This is a genomic window from Polaromonas glacialis, from assembly GCF_000709345.1.
GTDB classification, from domain to species: domain Bacteria; phylum Pseudomonadota; class Gammaproteobacteria; order Burkholderiales; family Burkholderiaceae_C; genus Polaromonas; species Polaromonas glacialis.
Genome location: NZ_KL448323.1, coordinates 1,622,634 through 1,642,052, shown reverse-complemented (window position 1 = coordinate 1,642,052; position 19,419 = coordinate 1,622,634). Strand labels below are relative to the sequence as shown.

Here is a 19,419-nt window from a genome sequence, read left to right as displayed (position 1 = left end):
TGGGGCGATGATGACCGACCCCGCCGATACCCGCCCCAGCGCGCGTTTTTTTGCACTCATTCCCTGCGCTGGCCAGGGCAGCCGGGCCGGCGTGGCGACCGGGCAGGCCAAGCAATACCAGGAAATCGCCGGCCTGCCGATGGTGCTGCACACGCTGGCGGCGTTTCTGGAAATCGAGCGCCTGGCCCGAACGCTGGTGGTGGTCGCACCGGGCGACGGGTTTTTTGATTCCATACCCAAAAGGCCATTCGACGTGGTGGCTTGCGGCGGCGAGAGCCGGGCCGACAGCGTTCGCCAGGGGCTCGGCGCGCTGCTTCAGGCCGGGGCTGAAATTGGCGACTGGGTGCTGGTCCACGACGCCGCCCGCTGTCTGGTGACGCCTGGCCAGATCAATCAGCTCATTGATGCCTGCCAGCACGATGCCGTGGGCGGGCTGCTGGCGCACAAGCTGCCGGATACGCTGAAGTGCGAGCTGAATGGGCGCGTGGCCGCGACGCTGGACCGCAGTGACAAGTGGCTGGCGCAAACGCCGCAGATGTTTCGCCTCGGCATGTTGAGGCAGGCGCTGGCGCTGGCCGGCGCGGCGGTCACCGACGAGTCCAGCGCCATAGAAATGCTGGGCCTGGCACCCCGGCTGGTGGCGGGCAGCGCGCAGAACTTCAAGGTGACCTACCCGGAAGACTTTGCGCTGGCCGAAGCGATTTTGCTGAACCGCAGCCGCACGGCCTGAAGGCGGCAGCGCGCCCCAGACTTCCCTGACCCACGAAAGCCCGATTCATGAATTCGAACCCCACCGCCCCGCCGCCCCCGTTCCGTATCGGCGAAGGCTGGGACACGCACGCGCTGGTTCCCGGCCGCAAGCTCATCCTGGGCGGCGTCGAAGTCCCGCACACGCTGGGCCTGCTGGGCCATTCGGATGCCGATGTGCTGCTGCACGCCATCATCGATGCGCTGCTGGGCGCTGCAGGGCTGGGCGACATCGGCAGCCATTTTCCGGACACCGATGCGCGCTTCAAGGGCGCCGACTCCATCGTTCTGCTGCGCGAGACCGGCCGGCTGCTGGCCGAACGCGGCCTGCGCATCGGCAACATCGACAGCACCGTCGTGGCCCAGGCGCCCCGGCTCGCCCCGCACATTCCGGCCATGCGCTTGCAGATCGCGCAGGGGCTGGGTCTGCAGGAGGACCGGGTGAACGTGAAGGCCAAGACCGCCGAGAAGCTCGGCCCGGTCGGCCAGGGCCTGAGCCTGGAAGCTCGCGCCGTGGCGCTACTTTATTGATAGCTGATAACGCCCGCGAATAGTGCGCAAAAGCCCTATTTGGTTCAATAAATACGCTCAACCCCGGCGCAGCTTGATGTGGGCGGCCAGGCCGCCGGAGCCGGTGTTGGACAGGCTGAACAGCCCGCCCATGCGCAGCACGGTCTTTTCGGCAATCGCCAGCCCCAGGCCGGCGCCAGTCGCCTCGGTGCGCGCGACATCGCCCCTGAAAAACGGATTGGTGAGCCTGGACAACACCTCGGTTGCCACGCCGTTGCCATGGTCGCGGATCTTCAGGAGTACCCAGGCGTCGCTGACCCGGGCCGAGATGTCCACCTGCGCCGTGCCGGTGTCGCTGCTCTTGCCATAGCGCCTGGAATTTTCCAGCAGGTTGGCAATCACCCGCGACAGATCGACCCGGTCTGCCAGCACCTTGGTGTTGTCCGGAATGCTGACGGTGACGTCCATGTCCGGGTAGTCGGCCACCGCATACATCGATTGCGCAATCACGTCGTTGAGCACGATGGGCTCCAGGTGGGCCGGTTCAGGCCGGGCGTAATCGAGGAATTTGTCGATGATGGCGTCGAGCTGGGCAATGTCGGCCACCATGTGCTGGCGCGCGTCCGGGTCAGCCACGCTCATTTCGGTTTCCAGGCGAAGCCGGGCCAGCGGGGTGCGCAGGTCATGCGAAATGCCCGCCAGCATCACCACCCGGTCCTGCTCGATCTTGGAGAGTTGGGCTGCCATGCGGTTAAAGCCGATATTGACCTCGCGCACTTCGCTGGTGGCCACCTGCTCGTCAAGCCGGCTGGCATCGAAGTCGCCGTCGCGCATCCGGCTGGCGGCGAAAGACAGTTGCTTGAGCGGCTGGTTGATCAGGCGCGCAATCACCGCCGCGCCGGCCAGCGACAGGGCCGCCGCCGTGACCAGCCAGATCGCCCAGGTGCTGGTGCGCGACGGCCCCAGCTGGGAAGGATCGGTCAACAGCCAGTAAGACGCGCCATTGATGGAAAAGCCGATCCACAGGCCTTCCTTGTGGTTGACGGCGCCGGCCACCACCGTGCCTGCGCCAAGCCGCCGGGTGAGTTCGTTCGCAATTCGTTCGCCGAATTCATCGCTGACGTAGGGCTCGAAAGCATCTTTCGGGTCGCGCGTCATGATGCGGACATGCTCTTCCTCGGCCAGCGCCTTGATCAGCATGTCGCGCCCGATGGGATCGGCATAGCGCAGCGCCACCCGGGCGGTGTTGACCAGGGTGGCGAGTTGCTGGGCGCTTTGAATCGCGCGGGGTTCGGTTTCAAGCGTGCGAAACGTCTGCAACCAGGCAATGATCGAGCCGAACAGCAGCAGCGCCAGAAAGAAAAAAGTCCGCCAGAACAGGTTGATTCGCCGGCGCGGGCGCGCTTCCAGCGGCGCGGGCGCGCTTTCAAGCGGGGTCGGGCGGGAAGTTTGCATGGCAAGGGGCGGGCGTCCCGGGATTCGGTATGAGCGGTGAATCAGGCACGGCGCGCTGGCTGGGAAATCGGCCATTATCACTTGGCCGGCACGGCGCTTTTTGATCTGCCGCAGGCCAGGGGCAGAATTCAGAAAAAGGCGGCAACTGCTCAGTTGTTGCCATCCGGCACGAACACGTAGCCGATTCCCCAGACGGTCTGGATGTAGCGCGGGACTGCCGCATCGGTTTCAATCAGCTTGCGCAGGCGCGACACCTGCACGTCCAGGCTGCGGTCAAAGGGTTCGAACTCGCGGCCACGTGCCAGCTGCGCCAGTTTTTCACGCGAAAGCGGCTGGCGCGGATGGCGCACCAAGGTCTTGAGCATGGCGAATTCGCCGGTGGTCAGCGGCAGTTCCTCGCCGTTTTTCTGCAGCGTGCGCAGGCTCATGTCGAAAGAGAACGGGCCGAAAGTGATGACTTCCTGGTCGCTCGACGGCGCGCCCGGCACCTCGGCGGTGGGCCGGCGACGCAGCACCGCATGAATGCGGGCAAGAAGCTCGCGCGGATTGAAGGGCTTGGCCAGGTAGTCGTCGGCGCCGACTTCGAGGCCGACGATGCGGTCCACATCCTCGCCCTTGGCCGTCAGCATGATGATGGGCGTGCGGTCGTTGGCCGCGCGCAGGCGCCGGCAGATCGACAGGCCGTCCTCTCCCGGCATCATCAGATCGAGCACGATCAGGTCCACCGCGTCGCGCAGCATGATGCGGTTCAATGCCTTGCTGTCTTCGGCCAGGATCACGTCAAAACCCTCCTGGGCCAGGTAGCGGCGCAGCAAGTCGCGGATGCGTGCGTCGTCGTCGAGGATCAGGATTTTGTCGGCACGGGCGTTGGATTGGGCTTGTAGCATGGTGGTCTTTTAATTTGTAACACGGCCATTTTGAGGGCGGAAAAAAGTGAATGTCTCTTTTTTTTATCAAAAAAACTATTTATTACTTTTATTTCTATTTATTCCATTTGCGCTGGCAATGCGCCGGATGGTTTGTTCTTTGCAGCCAATATCGCTCCTGCAAAGGCGGGACTAAGGGCTTTCGGCGTTGAAAGAACGCGCTTCGGGAGGCGTTGCAGGCTTCAAAGCCCTACCGGGTTTGAGTGGGTTTATGCTAGGTCGCTGCACGCATGATGCCGCGCGAAGCCGCAGCTTGCTGTTTGGGTTGCGACCTGGGCCGCAGACCGGTTTTCAGCGGCTTGCATGCGATTTTTGTCTTCGTCAAAGGTAAATCCAATATGCTGACTGCTACTAAATCAATAGCTGCATGTGCCCTTGCACTATGCGCAACTGGCGTTTTTTCTCAAAATGTGCCGAATGAGGCGCTGAAAAACGTGGCCCAGCTTTCCGCCAGCGGTTCGGTCGAGGTGCAGCAGGACCTGTTGTCGATTTCGCTGACCACCAGCCGCGACGGGCCAGATGCCGCCGCCGTGCAAACGCAGCTCAGGCAGGCGCTTGACGCCGCGCTGACGCAGGCCCGGCAGGCTGCATCTCCTGGCCAGATGGACGTGCGCACCGGCAATTTCAGCCTGTACCCGCGCTACGGCAAGGACGGCAAGATCAACGGCTGGCAGGGATCGACCGAGCTGGTGCTCGAAGGCAAGGATTTTCCGCGCATCACCGGCACGGCCGGCAAGATACAGACTTTGAGCCTGGGCAGCGTCAGCTTTGCCTTGAGCCGCGAACAGCGCGCCCGGGTCGAGGGCGAAGCCCAGGCGCAGGCAATCGAGCAGTTCAAGGCCAAGGCGGGCGAGGTTTCCCGTGCTTTCGGCTTTGGCGGCTACGCCTTGCGCGAGGTCTCGATCAACACCAACGACCAGGGCCCCATGCCGCGCCCGCGCGCGATGGCCATGAGTGCCAAGTCCGAGATGGCCGATGCGCCCGTGCCGGTCGAGGCCGGCAAGAGCACGGTGCTGGTCAATATTTCGGGGTCCGTGCAGATGCTTCCCTTGCCTGCCCGCCCTTGAGCCTGGCTTGACAAGGAAAGCCCCGGGACCCGCCTGAAAAGCGGGTTTGGCTGACAGCGTGGGCAATATCGCCGGTTTATTCTTCCGGCATGACCGACACCCAGGAAATCGCCCGCCACGGGCCGCTGTTCATCGTATTCAACGGCGGTTCTGGCCATCGCGACGCCGAAGAGGAAAAGCAGACCATCAGCCGCGTGCTGCAGCAAGGCGGCCGCGAATTCGAATTCCTGCAATGCGAAGGAGGCGATTCCATGGACTCGCTGGCCAAGCGCGCGGTGGACCGGGCCAGGGCACGCCACGGCGTGGTGGTCGCTGCAGGCGGCGACGGCACGATCAACGCCGTCGCCAATGCCGTGCTTGGCAGCGGCTGCCCTTTTGGCGTGATTCCCCAGGGCACCTTCAATTATTTCGGCCGGGACAATGCGATTTCGCAGGACAGCGCCCGGGCCGCCCGGGTCCTGTTGCGCGGCCGCGTCTCGCCAGTCCAGGCCGGCAAGGTCAATGGCCGGCTGTTTCTGGTCAATGCCAGCGTGGGTCTTTACCCCCAGATACTGGAGGACCGCGAAGCCTGGAAGCAGCAGTTCGGGCGCAGCCGCTTCGTCGCTTTTGTCTCGGGCATGGCGACGCTGCTGAAGGCCCGGGGCCAGCTGGACCTGCGCATTGAATCGGCCGGCCAGGCCGCGTCGTGGCGCACGCCCACGCTGTTTGTCGGCAACAACCGCCTGCAGCTGGTCCAGGCCGGCATCGATGTGCAGCAAGCCGATGCCGTGGGGCAAGGACAACTGGCTGCGGTGGCGGTTCGCCCGATGGGCACGCTGGCCTTGTTTGGCCTGCTGTTGCGCGGCGTTCTCGGGCGGCTCGGGGAAGCCGAGAACGTCCGCAGCTTTTCCTTTCGCCGCCTGACAGTCACGCCGCGCCGGATGAAACGCATCAAGGTGGCCACCGACGGCGAAATCGTCTGGATGCAGACGCCGCTGGTGTTCGAGGTGGCGCCCGAGCCCTTGCTGCTGGTGGTGCCGTTGCCGGACGACCAGGCGGAGATTGAATGAACCATCATGACCATGATTCAAGGGCGGCCGGCGCATGAGCAGCCTGCTGCAAATTTCCGACCCGCACTTTGGCACCGTCCAGCCGGCCGTGATGCAGGCGCTGGCGCAACTGGCCAGGGAGCAGCGGCCCGACGTGCTGGTGCTGTCCGGAGACATCACGCAACGCGCCCGCGCGTCGCAGTTTGCCCAGGCGCGTGCCTTTTGCGACAGCCTGGCGATTGCGCAACTGCTGGCCATACCGGGCAACCACGATGTTCCGCTGTTCAACCTTTACCAGCGGCTGTTCACGCCGTATGCGCGCTACCGAAAGGCCTTTGGCCCGGTGCTGGAGCCGGTGGTGTCCACGCCCGTGCTGCATGTCATCGGCGTGAAGACGACGCGCCGCTGGCGGCACAAGAACGGCGAGGTGTCTGGCGCGCAGGTCGAGCGGGTGGTGGCCGAACTGCAGCGTTCCGACCCGGGGCAGTTGCGCATCGTCGTGGTCCACCAGCCGGTCCATGTCATGCACGTCGAGGACCAGCACGACCGCCTGCGCGGCTGGGAACCGGCCGTGCATGCCTGGTCAAGGGCGGGCGCCGACATTGTCATGGGCGGGCATATCCACCTGCCTTCGCTGTGCGACCTGTCGGCGCGGCTTGACGGGCTGGAGCGCCGGCTCTGGTGTGTGCAGGCGGGCACCGCGCTTTCCAGCCGGGTGCGTGCGGGTATACCGAATTCGGTCAACCTGTTGCGCAGCCATGGGCCTGGCGAGTTGCCGTCGTGCCGGTTGGAGCGCTGGGATTTCCAGGCTGCCAGCGGCCGTTTTGAATGCGTCGAGTCCAGCGAACTGCCGCTTGGGCTGCACGGCATGGGTTCCTGAGCTGCCCGGCTCAAGCCCGGGCGCGCCGGATTTTTCGGGCGATAAAGCGTGCCCGCAACACGTCGTAGGTCCAGTTGAAAAAATACGTGTACGGCAGGAAGAACAGCGCAATGCCGATGTCCAGCACGAAAGCCTGCCACAGGCCGATGCCGAGCCACCAGGCGGCCAGCGGCACGATCGCCAGCAGCAATCCGATTTCAAACAGCACCGCATGAATGGCGCGCACCACCACTGTCCGGTCAAAGCCCATGCGGCGCTGGGTGCGGTCGAACAGCAGGTTGAACAGCATGTTCCAGCTCATGGCAATGAGCGAGATCATCAGCGTCAGCCAGCCAATATGCGCCAGCGGATAGCCCAGCAGCCACGCGCCAAGCGGCGCGCAAATGGCGATGGCCAGCACTTCGAACAGCAGGGCCTGAAAAAAACGTTCGCTGACTGACTTGTCGGGATGCATGGGGGCGGTGTCGTGTTCTGGAGTCAAGGGAAAAACCTTGCATTTTCGCTGATCCGTGTACTGCACCTGAATTGCAGTGCAAGCAGCAAAAATCCAGCGGCAAAAGAAAAGGCCCGCAAACCAGCTAAGGTTTGCAGGCCTGGTTGCCGGTACTGGCCGGCGGGCAAGGCGCTTAGAAGCGGTAGCGCAAGCCGACCGTGGTGGCGTTGACGCGGTCTCGGCCATCGCCGGCAAACTTCAGCCTGTGCTCGTCATACTGAAGTACGGCGGATAGTTGCGGATTGAAAGAATATTCCGCGCCGATACCGTACGAGACGCCAAAACCGTTTTCCTTGCCCGACGTGACACCTGAGCCCGGAAAGGCTGATACATCGGTCCGGCCATAGGTGGTGCCAAGCTTGCCAATCAGGTTGAATGACTGGGTGATCGGTGCCCGGCCGACCAGGCTCAGGTTGAAGCCCTCGGCCTTTGTGTTGCCGCCCGCCCGGGCGATCTTGCCGAAATTGGTGTAGCCCAGTTCAAGCCCGAAGTTTGGCGTGAAGAACGTGCCGGTGTAGATGTTGTAGACCGTGTCGGTGTCATCCGATGCGAAAAGCCTGGATCCATTGCCCAGCGAGTAATTGGATGAACCCAGGTTCAGGCCGACATAGCTGGCTCCAGGAGAATACAAGGAGTAATTGCTCTGGGCCTGTGCGCCCGTGGCAGCCGTCAGTGCAGCGACCGACAGGACGGCGACTGAAAAGCTGCGGTTGAATAATTTCATGATGCTCCTTTGGTGGGTAAATGATGGCAAGCGCTGGTGTATGACCTGAACTTCGGGCTGTTGTTCCCGAATAATTCTATGGAAGCAGACTGTTGCAACTGTGGGGTCAACAGGCAAAGTCTTGTAGGACAAAAGGCTGGTTTCTAAGGCCATGCCAAACCACCTGGCTGGCCCCTGCCTGTTTGCGCCCTACGCCGCATCCGCCTTTGAAAGGTCTTGCCCACGGCGTGAAGGCTGCTGATAAAGTCGCAACATGCAGTTCATCACCCACCTTCCCGGCAGCAGCGCGCTGGTCCTTGACTCGCCCCACAGCGGCGTGTCGTATCCCCCGGACTTCCTGTACACCTGCGAAATGTCAATTCTGCGCAAGGCTGAAGACACGCATGTTGAAAAGCTCTACGACTTCGCACCCGGCCTGGGCGCGCACTGGATCGAGGCGCTGTTTCCGCGCAGCTACCTCGATGCCAACCGCAACATCACGGAACTCGATGTTTCGCTGCTGGACGAACCCTGGCCGCATCCGGTCGCGACCGATCCGGCCGTGCTTTCCAAGGTGCGGCTCGGCAAGGGGCTGATCTGGCGCACGACGGATGACGGTTTTCCCATCTATGAGCGCAGCTTGTCGGTGAACGAAGTGATGCATCGCATCGAGCAATGCTGGACGCCCTACCACGCGGCGGTGGCCGAGGCGATTGATGCTGCGCATGCCGCGCACGGCTACAGCATTCATGTCAACTGCCATTCGATGCCGGCGGTGGCCTCCAGCCACGCGACCAACTTCCCGGGCGAAAAGCATGCCGATTTCGTGGTGGGCGACCGCGACGGCAGCACCGCCAGCACCGCCTTGTCCCGGCTGGTGTGCGCGCATCTGGAGGCGCTGGGCTACCGCGTCGCCTACAACCATCCGTACAAAGGCGTCGAACTGGTGCGGCGCTACAGCGACCCGGCCGCGCAACGGCACAGCATCCAGCTGGAAATCAACCGCAAGCTCTACATGAACGAGGAAACACTCGAATTGACCGCCGGTTTTGACACGCTGAAGACGCACCTGCGCTCGCTGGTCGAACTGCTGCTCAAGACGGACCCCCGGCTGCTCTGACCGTGCCATGGTGCCCCGAGGCCTGGCTTTTTCCATGTGGAACTTGATTTCCCGCGTTTTCGGATGACAACCGATGATCACTTTTTTCAATGACAGCCATCAGGCGCATGCCCCGGAGTTCGAGTTTTTCCGTGGCGAACGCGTGGACTGCTTTGAAACCCCGGCCCGCGCCGAATATGTCAAGGCCCGGCTGACGGCGCGTGGCCATCGCCTGCAGAGCGCCCAGGTTGACAGCCGCGCCGTACTCGGTACGGTGCATGCGCCGCGCTACCTTGATTTCCTGGAGCATGCCTGGCGTGACTGGCTGGCGCTGGCGCCTGGCAATGCTGCCAGCCAGCCTTTTCCTTCCATCTGGCCGGTCCGCAGCCTGCGCAGCGACATCGAGCCGCTCAATTTCATCGCCCGGCTGGGCCTGTATTCCATGGACAACGGCTCGCCGCTCTCAAGCGGCACCTGGCAGGCCGCGAAAGCCGGCGCCGATGCGGCGGCCAGCGCTGCCGCCCTGGTGGCGGCGGGCAAAGGCGAACGCGCGGCCTTTTGCTGCAGCCGCCCGCCAGGCCATCACGCGGGCGCCGACTTCATGGGCGGCTACTGTTTCCTGAACAACGCGGCGGTGGCGGCGCAGTCGCTGCTCGATGCCGGGGCAGCGCGCGTGGCGATCCTGGATGTGGACTACCACCACGGCAACGGCACGCAAAGTATCTTTTACGAACGGGCTGATGTGCTGTGCGTCAGCCTGCATGGCGACCCGCTGACCGAATACCCGTTTTTCCTCGGCCATGCCGACGAGACCGGGCAGGGCGAGGGCGAAGGCTTCAACCTGAACCTGCCGCTGCCCGCCGGCTCCGCTTCGGCGCGATGGTTCGAGGCGCTGGAACGCGCATGCCAGCGCATTGGCCGTTACCGCGCCGATGCACTGGTGGTCGCGCTGGGGCTGGACACGTTCGAGGACGATCCGATCTCGACGTTTGCCCTGAAGGCTGGCGATTTCAGCCGGCTGGGCCGGCGTCTGGGTGCAATGGGCTTGCCCACGGTCTTTGTGCTGGAGGGCGGTTATGCGGCGGCCGCGCTGGGCATGAATGCGGTCAATGTGATTGAAGCTTTTGAGGAGGCTTGAATGGAAAAAATCGAATGCGTGGTGATTGGCGCGGGCGTGGTGGGGCTGGCCGTGGCGCGCGCCCTGGCCTTGCAAGGCCGGGAGGTGATGGTGCTCGAAGCGGCCGACGCCATTGGCACCGGTACGAGTTCGCGCAACAGCGAGGTCATTCATGCGGGCATCTACTACCCGCAGGGCTCGCTCAAGGCCACACTTTGCGTGCAGGGTCGGGCCATGCTGTATGACTACTGCGCGGCGCGCGGCGTGGGCCACAGCCGCTGCGGCAAGCTGCTGGTGGCCACTACCGACGAGCAGGTGGCGCAGCTGCAGGGCATCATCAAGAAAGCCGCCGCCAACGGCGTGCATGACCTGGCGCTGATCTCGCGCGAGCAAGCGCAGGCCATGGAACCGGCGCTGCAATGCGTGGCCGCCGTGCATTCGCCGAGCACCGGCATCGTTGACAGCCATGCGCTGATGCTGGCCTATCAGGGCGACCTGGAGAATGCGGGCGGAATTGTAGTGCTTAATTCGCCTCTGTCGCACGCCCACTGTGCGCCAGGAGCTATCAATTTAATAGCGGTTGACGGCACTGAACTGCAGGCCCGGTGGGTGGTGAATTCGGCCGGGCTGCAGGCGCAGGCGCTGGCGCGGCGCTTTGCCGGGCTACCGCTGCAGTCGGTTCCGCCAAGCTATTTCGCGAAGGGAAATTATTTCACCCTGGCCGGCCGCTCGCCGTTCTCACGGCTCATCTACCCGGTGCCGGAAGCTGCGGGGCTGGGCGTTCACCTGACCATCGACCTGGGCGGGCAGGCCAAGTTCGGACCCGATGTGCAGTGGGTCGAGTCGGCCGATGACCTGGTCGTGGACCCGGCGCGCGGGGACGCCTTTTATGCCGAGGTGCGCAAATACTGGCCGGGCCTGAAAGACGGTGCCTTGCTGCCGGGCTATGCCGGCATGCGCCCCAAGATCCAGTCGCCCGACGAGCCGGCAAAGGATTTTTTGATCCAGGGACCTGCTGCGCATGGCGTGGCCGGGCTGGTCAACCTGTTCGGCATCGAGTCGCCGGGGCTCACCAGCTCGCTGGCGATTGGCGATCTGGTAAGCCGGATGCTTGCCGAGTCATAGCAAGCATCAATGCCATTGCTACAAAATAAATAGCTGCCTAGGCAAGGCCCGCGTGCGGAAACGGCCTTTTGTGTGATGAAAATCCGTTCGCTGGCCGCACGAGCTTCATTTATTGCGCAGTCCAGCCGCCGTCCATGTTCCAGGCCACGCCCCGGATGTTGGCACCGGCCGGCGAGCAGAAAAACACCGCCAGCGCGCCCAGTTCCTCAGGCGTGGTGAACTGCATCGAAGGCTCTTTTTCGCCCAGCAGTTGCTGCTTGGCCGCTTCGTTGCTGATGCCGGCGGCCTCGGCCCGGGCATCGACCTGTTTCTGCACCAGCGGCGTGAGCACCCAGCCCGGGCAGATGGCATTGCAGGTCACGCCGGACGTGGCGTTTTCAAGCGCCGTCACCTTGGTCAGTCCGACAATGCCGTGCTTGGCCGCCACATACGCCGATTTTTCGGCCGAACCGACCAGGCCATGCACCGATGCCAGGTTGATGATGCGGCCCCAGCCCTTGCCGCCATCGGCCGCCTGCATGGCCGGCAGTGCCAGGCGCGTGGCATGAAAGGCGCTGCTCAGGTTGATGGCGATGATGGCGTCCCACTTTTCAGCCGGAAAATTTTCAATGCGGGCGACATGCTGGATGCCGGCGTTGTTGACCAGGATATCGACCTGGCCAAATTCGGCAGCGGCAAACTTCATCATCGCCTCGATCTCGCCGGGCTTGCTCATGTCGGCGCCATGGTAGACGACCTTCACGCCCAGCGCGGCAATCTCGGCCTTCGGGCCGTCCACATCGCCAAAGCCGTTGAGCACGATGTTGGCGCCTTGTTCGGCCAGGGCCTTGGCAATGCCCAGACCGATACCGCTGGTCGAGCCGGTGACAAGAGCCGTTTTACCTTTGAGCATGAAATTCCTCCGGATGATTTACGATGGTTGACTTGAAACGGGGCAGCGTCTCGCGCGCCAGCCGGCGCAAAACCTGCACGGACAATTATCAAGCTTTCTCCAGCCTTTTCCGGGGAGCCACACCATGAACCAACCCAGCCTGAACCACGTGATCTGCCTTGACGCCGCCGAAGGCCACCGCATGGCTTATTGGCAATGGGGCCACCCCGACAGCCCGCATGTGGTGCTGTGCGTGCATGGACTGACCCGCCAGGGACGCGACTTCGACGTGCTGGCGCAGGCCTTGTGCACGCAGGCAGGGCCCTTGTCGGCCGGCAGCATCCGCGTCGTCTGTCCCGATGTGGCGGGCCGTGGCGAAAGCGAGTGGCTCCAGGACCCGATGGGCTACCAGGTGCCTGCCTATGCGGCAGACATGCTCGCGTTGCTGGTGCAGCTTCATGCGCAGGCGCCGATTACCACGCTGGACTGGGTGGGCACCAGCATGGGCGGGCTGATCGGCATGGTGGTGTGCGGCCAGCCGGGCTTGCCGCTGCCAGTGCCGGTGCGCAAACTGGTGCTGAACGACGTCGGCCCCGCGCTGCAGTGGCCGGCGATTCAACGCATTGGCGCCTATTTGGGGCAGGCCGGCCATTTCGATACGCTTCAAGAGGCGGCTGACGCGATGTGGACGATTTCCAGCAGTTTTGGCCCGCACACGCCGGAACAATGGCTGGCCCTGTCGCAGCCCATGGTCAGGCCGGTACTGCCCGATGCCGCGAGTCCGCTGCGGCTGCACTACGACCCGGCCATTGCCATTCCGTTCAGGTTGGCTGACGAAGAAGGCGCGCAGCAGGGCGAGGCGATGCTCTGGCAGCTTTACGATGGCATCCAGGCTGAAACGCTGGTGGTGCGCGGCGCGCAGTCCGATCTGCTGAGCCCGCAAACCGCCCAGGCCATGACGCAGCGCGGCCCGCGCGCCAGGCTGGTCGAGTTCGACGGGGTCGGACATGCGCCAACGCTGATTGCGCCAGACCAGGTTGCTGCGATGACAGATTTCCTGCTCCGGTGAGCAATGACAACAAGGTGACAGGGATTTCATGAAAAACAAAGCGGCGGGAACGCACATCCTTTCAGCTTCCACGGACGCACCCACCCCCATCGTCATGGCCACCGCCGACAGCCTGGCCGATCAGCCGCACGCGCTGGTGCGCGCGCGCGCTTTTGCCGAGCCGCTGATCGCCTGCGAGGTGATGGACACCGGCGAAAACGTGCTGGCGCACGCTGACGCGGTGGTGGCGATCCTCCAGTCCATCGGCGGCTCCGAGGCCATGCAGGCGGCCACTTACCTGGTGCATGCCTGCCAGCACCTGAACAAGCCGCAGGATGTGATTGCCAAGGCTTTTGGCGCCAGCTATGCCGCGCTGGCGGTGGAAACCACCAAGCTGATCTATGTGCAGCGGCAGACGCGCGCGGTTGATGGCAAATCCCATTTGCATGACGACCCCGCCGCCCAGACCGAGAACGTGCGCAGGATGCTGCTGGCGTTTTCCCGCGACCTGCGGGTGGTCATGTTGCGCCTGACTTCTCGCCTGCAGACCCTGCGCCATTACGCGGCCAGCCGGCAGGCTGCCCCAAAGGCCTTGGCGCATGAGTCGCTGCATGTGTTCGCACCGCTGGCCAACCGCCTGGGCATCTGGCAGATCAAGTGGGAGATGGAGGACCTGTCCTTTCGCTACCTGGAGCCCGAAACCTACCGGCAGATTGCCCGGCTGCTCGATGAAAAGCGCACCGAGCGCGAAGTCTTCATGGAAGCGCTGCGCGCACAGCTCGAACGCGACCTGAACCGCAACGGCATTGCCGCGCTGGTGCAGGGCCGGCCCAAGCACATCTACAGCATCGTCAAGAAAATGCGCGGTAAATCGCTCGATTTTGACCAGGTGTTTGACATCCGGGCGATGCGCGTGATCGCCGCCGATGTGAAGGGCTGCTATGCCGCCCTGGGTTTTGTGCATTCATGTTTTGAACCGATAGACGGTGAGTTCGATGACTACATTGCCAAGCCCAAGGCCAATGGATACCAGTCGCTGCATACGGTGGTCCGCGAGAAAAGCGGGCGCGCCGTGGAAATCCAGATTCGCACGCAGGCCATGCACGACCATGCCGAGCATGGCGTGGCAGCGCACTGGGCCTACAAAGAGGCGGGCACCAAAGGCTACGCCGGCGTTTCGGCCAGCAGCGAGTACGACGCCAAGATCGCCGTCCTCCGGCAGTTGCTGGCCTGGGAGCGGGAACTGTCGGCGCCGGCCGCGCAGCGCGCCCGCGATGCCAACCAGGGCTTGTTCGAAGACCGCATCTATGTGCTGACGCCCGACGCCGCTATCGTGGAACTGCCCCAGGGCGCCACGACGGTTGATTTTGCCTACAGTGTCCACACGAGCCTGGGCCACCGCTGCCGTGGCGCGCGCATCGACGGCGTCATGGTTCCGCTCAACACGCCGCTGCAAAACGGCCAGACGGTTGAAGTCATCACCACCAAGGAGGGTGGGCCATCTCGGGACTGGTTGAATCCGGAACTCGGTTTCCTGTCAAGCAACCGTGCCAAATCGAAGGTACGCGCCTGGTTCAATGGGCTGGCCATGGAGCAGACTGTGGCAAAAGGCCGGGAAGCGGTTGAAAAGCTCCTGCAGCGCGAGGGCAAGACGGCCATGAGGCTGCAGGATCTGGCGCTCCAGCTGGGTTTCAAGACGGCCGACGACCTGTTCGAGGTGGTGGGCAAGGACGAGTTTTCACTGCGCACCATTGAAACCATGCTCAGGCCTGCAGAACCCGTCCTCTCGCCAGACGAGTTTGTGCTGGCCAAAAAGTCGCGGCTGACCGACAAGTCTGGCACCGTCGGCAAAGGGAGCCAGGGCAGTGTGCTGGTCGTGGGAATGGATTCGTTACTGACCCAGCTGGCCAAATGCTGCAAGCCTGCGCCTCCGGATGTCATCCTCGGATTTGTCACCAAGGGAAAGGGCGTGAGCATCCACCGAAGCGACTGCAGCAATTTTCGCAACATGGCCAGCGGCAGCCCTGAACGTGTGATCGAAGTCGAGTGGGCTTCGGCCAAGGCGCCGGACGGAGCGGTCTACCCGGTCGATGTCGCGGTGGAAGCGGCCGACCGGCAAGGCCTGCTGCGCGATATTTCAGAAGTGTTCGCCAAGGAAAAAATGAACGTGATCGGCGTGCAGACCCAGTCGGTCAAGGACAACCGTGGAGGAACCGCCTGGATGACTTTCACGGTCGAGGTGCCTCAGTCAGGCCGGCTGCACCAGGTGCTCGGTGTGGTTGGCAATGTAGCGGGCGTGCGCTCAGCGCGAAGGCGGTGAACTCATTGCAGTTATTTTCATGGCGGTTTGAAAACCAGTGTTTTGCACTGCTAGAATACGAGCTTCGAACAGTACTTTAGGCGCGTAGCTCAGCTGGTTAGAGCACCACCTTGACATGGTGGGGGTCGTTGGTTCGAGTCCAATCGCGCCTACCACTTGCTTACTTCCTTTTCCAGAGGAAGAATCTACAAAGCAGTGGTAATCAAGAAAGTCTCCGGTCCATTCCGGGGCCATTCAAAAAAACAAAATATTAAATTTTCAGCCCAAGCGGCTTCAAATTTTCCCCGTCGGCGATCCGCGCCGTCAACTCATACCAATCCCGTGTCATGAAATAACCGAAGCCGAGGGCAGCACTGCCCAGCTGCGGGAGCACAAAGAGCGGATGGCGCCAGGGATTTGCGTGAAGGCATTCCAGGCGTCGCAGCAGGCGTCAACAATCTGCTCGTAGCCGTCGTAGCAGCGGTTGGCCAAGTGCCGGTCGCGTAGTTGCGCCCACACCTGCTCGGCCGGGTTGAGCTCGGGCGACCCCGCTGGCAGCGGCAACAATGAAACGTTCGGGAACTGCGGCAGTTTGGGCGTGGTGTGCCATCCCGCGCGGTCCAGCACCAGCACGGCATGGCGTCCCGCAGGCACCGCTTCGCTCAGGACCTGCAGATGATGGCTCATCGCCTCGGTATTGGCGTGCGGCATGACCAGACCGATGGCACTGTCCTGCCGTGGACAGACGGCGCCAAAGATGTACGCCGATTCGGACTGCTGCTGGCGCACCACCCGGGGCCGCGTTCCCTTGCGCGCCCACAGGCGCGTTTGCGTGCCGCGCTGGCCGATGCGCATTTCATCCTGGAACCAGATGTCCACCTGTTCAGGCGCAACGCCTGGCGGCAGCGTTGCGGCGACTTCCTGGACGAAGTTTTTTTTTGAATTCGGCTTGTGCAACCAGATCGGCGTAGGGACTGACGGCGCGGGCCGAAATCCATACCAGCCCCAGGCGCTTCATCAGGTCATACACACCGTTCAGGCTGTAGGCCACGCCAAACTGCCCGGCCAGCAACTGGCGGATGTCTTCGCCCCGCACCCGACCGCCGCCGCGTTCGCCCTGCAGTTGCTCGACCGCCTGGCGAAACGCTTCCTCCTGTGCTTTGGCAAGGCGCTGCGTGCTCCAGTCATGCGGCATGCCGGCCAGACGGGCCACGCCGCCAGCGAGGAACCATTGCACCCAGCGCATGACCGCGTGGCGGGTCACGCGCAATGCAGCCGCCACTTCGGTATAGCTCTTGCCGTCCTTTAGGTGCGCCAGCGCGATCAGGCGCAGTCGCCGGCGCCCATCCTTTTCCTTGTGGGCCAGTCGGTCGAAATCATAGGGCTGCAGCTGATCAATGATGTGCTGAGATAACATTTTCGTAACCTCCTGCGAGAGCCAATATGTCTCAGACTCCGATCGCTGGCTTTGGTTCTTTGTCTGTCGGGATTGGTATCACTTCGCATACTTCTCGAAAAGAATTTTCGCGAAGTTGCGGCCCATCCGCGGGCTGAAGCAAGCCGGCGCGATTCCCGCCTCAGTCAGATGGCCGCGAACGTATACCGGGTGTCGCGGCAGCGTGTGCAGTTAACTAACCGCGTCTCTTGCGCTATCGGTACCAACATGAGTGCGGTATCGCCAGCGAGCATCTGCTTCACCATCTGTTTGATGCCAATCACGCTGACCCGGTGTCATGGCTCTGTACAGGATCGCCTTGGCCGCACTTGATGAAGTCCTCGCGGTTGACGGCTTCGCGCAAGGTCCGGGTAGCCACTGCGCGCATCTGCTCCCTGCCGAATTCGGCCAGGCATTCGCAGCCGCGCTGCCTGCCTGGTGCCCAGCAACAGTTTGCGGTCCGAGTCCAGGCCGTTGCAATGGCGCATGGTTCCCTTGAGGTATTCGATGCGGTGGATGCTGCCGTGGTCAAAACGGCCGATTTCCAGGCGAAAGCTGTTGGACCCCAAGTCCACAGCGGCAAGCAGTGTTCCGTTTTGCATGTTCAGGCTTTTTGTTCGAAAGCCAGCATAGCATTCGGGCGCGGCCACTTTCAGCCGGGCCACGGGCGCGGGGATCAGGTCGTCAGCCAATCAGCCGGCCGTCCAGCGTCATCATGCTTTGCGTCACATAGCCGCCGCTTCGGCGCTGGTTGTTGAAGGCGACGCGAAAACCACCAATGTTCAGGCTGGCGCGCTGCTGAAAGCCGGCCAGCACGCTCTGGCGCGTCAGTCCACCGTCCACCGCATTGAGCACCTCGAACGTGTAGCGGGCAGCAATGAAGCCAGCCAGGCTCAGCGGCGTGGGGGCCTCGTCGAACAGCCGCGCCAGCGTTTCGCGGTACTGCCGCACCACCGACAAGGCCGAATTGACCATCGGCACCGGCTGGGTGGCAATCACCGGCGTGTTGCGCGCCGCGCCCATCTGCAGCAGGGTTTGCAGGTTCACATCGGCCAGCGCGACGATGTAGCGCTGGCGCGCCTGCTTTTCCAGCCCCTGGGTGAACTGCGCCAGTTCCGGCGTGCCGCCCACGAACAGCAGCACCGCGGGCGTGCCCGACGTGAGTTTCTGGCCGAGCAGGCGCACATCGCCGCTGCCCTGGAAAGACTGCAACTGAAGTTGCATGCTGGCGGCGATGCGTTCGACTTCGAGGTGGTAGGCCGCATGCTCCCGTGCGCTGGCATACACGGCGCCCAGCACTTTCACGCCCATGACCGTCAGGGTGTTGAGCGCATGGGCGATCTGTTCCTGGCGCGCGGCGAAAATCGGAAACGTCTTGTCGTCCAGTTCAAGGCTGGCGTTTTGCAGCCACGGCGCGGCATGGGCGATGTTCAGCCCGCCCTGGCGCGACAGCGTGGCGATCTGGCTGGCGAGCGGATCGCCGACGCTGCCGGACAGCACCAGGCAGGCCGGGTTTGCCAGGGCTTCATTCAGGGCCGTGCGCACGCTGGCCGCAGTGCCGTCGGTTTCCAGCGCCAGATGCATGACCTGCCGGCCGCGAATGCCGCCGCGTGCATTGATGTCTTGCCAGGCCGCGCGCGAGCCGATCAAAAAGTCCTTGGACACATCCTGCTGGGCGCCGGAAAAATCCACCAGCTGCGCCACCACCAGGCTGTTCGCCGCGGACGCCGCCTTGCCGGGCTGTGCCCAGCCGGGCGCGGTGGCGCCCGCCGTCAGCCAGCCGGCGCGCTGCAGCCATTGGCGGCGCTTGATAAGGGAAGGGGGCAGGGGCATGGTGGTTTTCCAGTGGACAGGGACAGGCAATAAATTGCTATCAATTAAATAGCTGGAAGCGCTCGGCCATCAAGCGCAAAAGCCATAAATCACCATGAATTCGCATGATGGAAGGCGCGGCTGCGTTCAGCGGCTGACCGGGGGCAGCAGGACGCTGTCCACGACATGCACGACGCCATTGGTCGCCAGGATATCGGGGGTCTGCACCAGCGCGTCTTCCACCGTCACGAAGTTGCCGGCTTTGGACAGCGCCACGTTGGCGCCATTGAGCGTTTTGCTGTTGCCATTTTTCACGTCGGCCGCCATCAGCTTGACGGGAAGGACGTGGTAGCCCAGCACCGCCTTGAGCTGGGCCGGGTCGCTGGCCAGCGTTTCCAGCGTCTTGGCCGGCACCTTGGCAAAGGCTTCGTTGGTGGGGGCGAATACAGTGAAAGGGCCGCCTGACTTGAGCGTGTCGGTCAGCCCGGCCTTGGCCACCAGGCTGTTCAGCGTGGACAACTGGGCTTGTGCTGCCAGGGTGTCGGCGACAGAAACCGGACGCGGGCCGGTGGCGCAGCCGGCAACCACGGCAGCAGTGACAGCGGTGGCAAGAACAACAACAAAATGACGCTTGAGCATAAGAATTCTCCGGGGTGGCTGGAAACGGCGGGTAGATAAGACAGCCGCAAGCGTAGAGGGGCCATATGACCGATTGGTGACGGAAATTTGACAGTTTCATGACACTGTCCGGCGTTGGCGTCGGGTTCCAGGCGCTGCCGGGCTGTCACAACTTTGTCACACAAG

19 protein-coding genes, 1 tRNA gene and 1 pseudogene are annotated in these 19,419 nt (G+C 63.2%); 11 read left to right on the top strand and 10 right to left on the bottom strand.

Translation table 11 applies throughout. The features are described from left to right. The first annotated feature begins 10 nt into the window (after positions 1-10). Together ispD and ispF are read left to right on the top strand one after the other, a co-directional pair. A complete protein-coding gene (gene ispD / locus EC86_RS0108170) occupies positions 11-730 on the top strand; it encodes a 2-C-methyl-D-erythritol 4-phosphate cytidylyltransferase (protein WP_036772939.1) in 720 nt (239 codons plus the stop codon). A gap of 47 nt (positions 731-777) precedes the next feature. Continuing rightward, a complete protein-coding gene (ispF, locus tag EC86_RS0108165; protein ID WP_029525174.1) occupies positions 778-1,278 on the top strand; it encodes a 2-C-methyl-D-erythritol 2,4-cyclodiphosphate synthase in 501 nt (166 codons plus the stop codon). A 57-nt stretch (positions 1,279-1,335) separates the two neighbouring features. On the opposite strand, the gene EC86_RS0108160 is transcribed toward ispF, so the two are convergent. Then, positions 1,336-2,712 (bottom strand): ATP-binding protein, encoded by a 1,377-nt coding sequence (locus EC86_RS0108160; protein ID WP_029525173.1) that lies wholly within the window; start codon positions 2,710-2,712, stop codon positions 1,336-1,338. Positions 2,713-2,861: 149 nt separating this feature from the next. Beyond that, positions 2,862-3,599 carry an osmolarity response regulator transcription factor OmpR gene (gene ompR, locus EC86_RS0108155; protein ID WP_029525172.1) on the bottom strand — a complete coding sequence of 246 codons (738 nt, stop codon included), beginning with the start codon at positions 3,597-3,599 and terminating at the stop codon, positions 2,862-2,864. Between the two features lie 377 nt (positions 3,600-3,976). Between ompR and EC86_RS0108150 the strand changes: the two genes are divergently transcribed. The 3 genes from EC86_RS0108150 (at position 3,977) to EC86_RS0108140 (ending at position 6,613) form a co-directional block, all read left to right on the top strand. Then, positions 3,977-4,705: an SIMPL domain-containing protein gene (locus tag EC86_RS0108150; protein ID WP_029525171.1), complete on the top strand. Its 729-nt coding sequence runs from the start codon at positions 3,977-3,979 to the stop codon at positions 4,703-4,705. An 89-nt stretch (positions 4,706-4,794) separates the two neighbouring features. Continuing rightward, positions 4,795-5,754: a diacylglycerol/lipid kinase family protein gene (locus tag EC86_RS0108145; protein WP_029525170.1), complete on the top strand. Its 960-nt coding sequence runs from the start codon at positions 4,795-4,797 to the stop codon at positions 5,752-5,754. 34 nt (positions 5,755-5,788) lie between these two features. Next, positions 5,789-6,613, top strand: a complete 825-nt coding sequence (locus tag EC86_RS0108140; RefSeq protein ID WP_029525169.1) for a metallophosphoesterase family protein — start codon at positions 5,789-5,791, stop codon at positions 6,611-6,613. A 10-nt stretch (positions 6,614-6,623) separates the two neighbouring features. Here the strand turns inward: EC86_RS0108140 and EC86_RS0108135 are convergent, their stop codons facing one another. Both EC86_RS0108135 and EC86_RS0108130 read right to left on the bottom strand, forming a co-directional pair. Beyond that, positions 6,624-7,067, bottom strand: a complete 444-nt coding sequence (locus tag EC86_RS0108135; protein WP_029525168.1) for a multidrug/biocide efflux PACE transporter — start codon at positions 7,065-7,067, stop codon at positions 6,624-6,626. Between the two features lie 172 nt (positions 7,068-7,239). Then, entirely contained in the window at positions 7,240-7,830 is a 591-nt protein-coding gene (locus tag EC86_RS0108130) for an outer membrane beta-barrel protein (RefSeq protein WP_029525167.1), read from the bottom strand. 253 nt (positions 7,831-8,083) lie between these two features. Here EC86_RS0108130 and EC86_RS0108125 point away from each other — a divergent pair, with 253 nt between their 5' ends. From EC86_RS0108125 to EC86_RS0108115, 3 genes are all read left to right on the top strand, one after another. Further along, on the top strand, positions 8,084-8,929 hold the full coding sequence (locus tag EC86_RS0108125; RefSeq protein ID WP_029525166.1) for an N-formylglutamate amidohydrolase: 846 nt from the start codon (positions 8,084-8,086) through the stop codon (positions 8,927-8,929). 73 nt (positions 8,930-9,002) lie between these two features. Then, positions 9,003-10,046 (top strand): histone deacetylase family protein, encoded by a 1,044-nt coding sequence (locus EC86_RS0108120; RefSeq protein WP_029525165.1) that lies wholly within the window; start codon positions 9,003-9,005, stop codon positions 10,044-10,046. Beyond that, the gene (locus tag EC86_RS0108115) at positions 10,047-11,150 is read left to right on the top strand and encodes an NAD(P)/FAD-dependent oxidoreductase (RefSeq protein WP_029525164.1); all 1,104 of its coding nucleotides are present in this window, start codon (positions 10,047-10,049) and stop codon (positions 11,148-11,150) included. It begins immediately after the preceding gene. Positions 11,151-11,259: 109 nt separating this feature from the next. On the opposite strand, the gene EC86_RS0108110 is transcribed toward EC86_RS0108115, so the two are convergent. Continuing rightward, positions 11,260-12,042 (bottom strand): 3-hydroxybutyrate dehydrogenase, encoded by a 783-nt coding sequence (locus EC86_RS0108110; RefSeq protein WP_029525163.1) that lies wholly within the window; start codon positions 12,040-12,042, stop codon positions 11,260-11,262. A 124-nt stretch (positions 12,043-12,166) separates the two neighbouring features. On the opposite strand from EC86_RS0108110, the gene EC86_RS0108105 reads away from it, so the two are divergent. From EC86_RS0108105 to EC86_RS0108095, 3 genes are all read left to right on the top strand, one after another. Further along, positions 12,167-13,090, top strand: a complete 924-nt coding sequence (locus tag EC86_RS0108105) for an alpha/beta fold hydrolase (protein WP_029525162.1) — start codon at positions 12,167-12,169, stop codon at positions 13,088-13,090. 28 nt (positions 13,091-13,118) lie between these two features. Beyond that, positions 13,119-15,389: a RelA/SpoT family protein gene (locus EC86_RS0108100; RefSeq protein ID WP_029525161.1), complete on the top strand. Its 2,271-nt coding sequence runs from the start codon at positions 13,119-13,121 to the stop codon at positions 15,387-15,389. Between the two features lie 78 nt (positions 15,390-15,467). Then, positions 15,468-15,544 (top strand) — tRNA-Val (locus tag EC86_RS0108095). A gap of 169 nt (positions 15,545-15,713) precedes the next feature. Here the strand turns inward: EC86_RS0108095 and EC86_RS0108090 are convergent. The 5 genes and pseudogenes from EC86_RS0108090 to EC86_RS0108070 all read right to left on the bottom strand — a co-directional run bounded on the left by EC86_RS0108090 (position 15,714) and on the right by EC86_RS0108070 (position 19,254). Further along, on the bottom strand, positions 15,714-16,325 hold the full coding sequence (locus EC86_RS0108090; protein WP_198026741.1) for an IS630 family transposase: 612 nt from the start codon (positions 16,323-16,325) through the stop codon (positions 15,714-15,716). Next, positions 16,252-16,785, bottom strand: a complete 534-nt coding sequence (locus tag EC86_RS0108085) for a helix-turn-helix domain-containing protein (RefSeq protein ID WP_029524030.1) — start codon at positions 16,783-16,785, stop codon at positions 16,252-16,254. The genes EC86_RS0108090 and EC86_RS0108085 overlap by 74 nt, the downstream gene beginning before the upstream one ends. A gap of 340 nt (positions 16,786-17,125) precedes the next feature. After that, a pseudogene (locus EC86_RS0108080) lies at positions 17,126-17,405 on the bottom strand (exopolyphosphatase); the annotation flags it as partial. 82 nt (positions 17,406-17,487) lie between these two features. Next, entirely contained in the window at positions 17,488-18,636 is a 1,149-nt protein-coding gene (locus EC86_RS0108075; RefSeq protein ID WP_029525159.1) for an ABC transporter substrate-binding protein, read from the bottom strand. Positions 18,637-18,762: 126 nt separating this feature from the next. Further along, positions 18,763-19,254 (bottom strand): fasciclin domain-containing protein, encoded by a 492-nt coding sequence (locus EC86_RS0108070; protein WP_029525158.1) that lies wholly within the window; start codon positions 19,252-19,254, stop codon positions 18,763-18,765. Positions 19,255-19,419 lie beyond the last annotated feature (165 nt).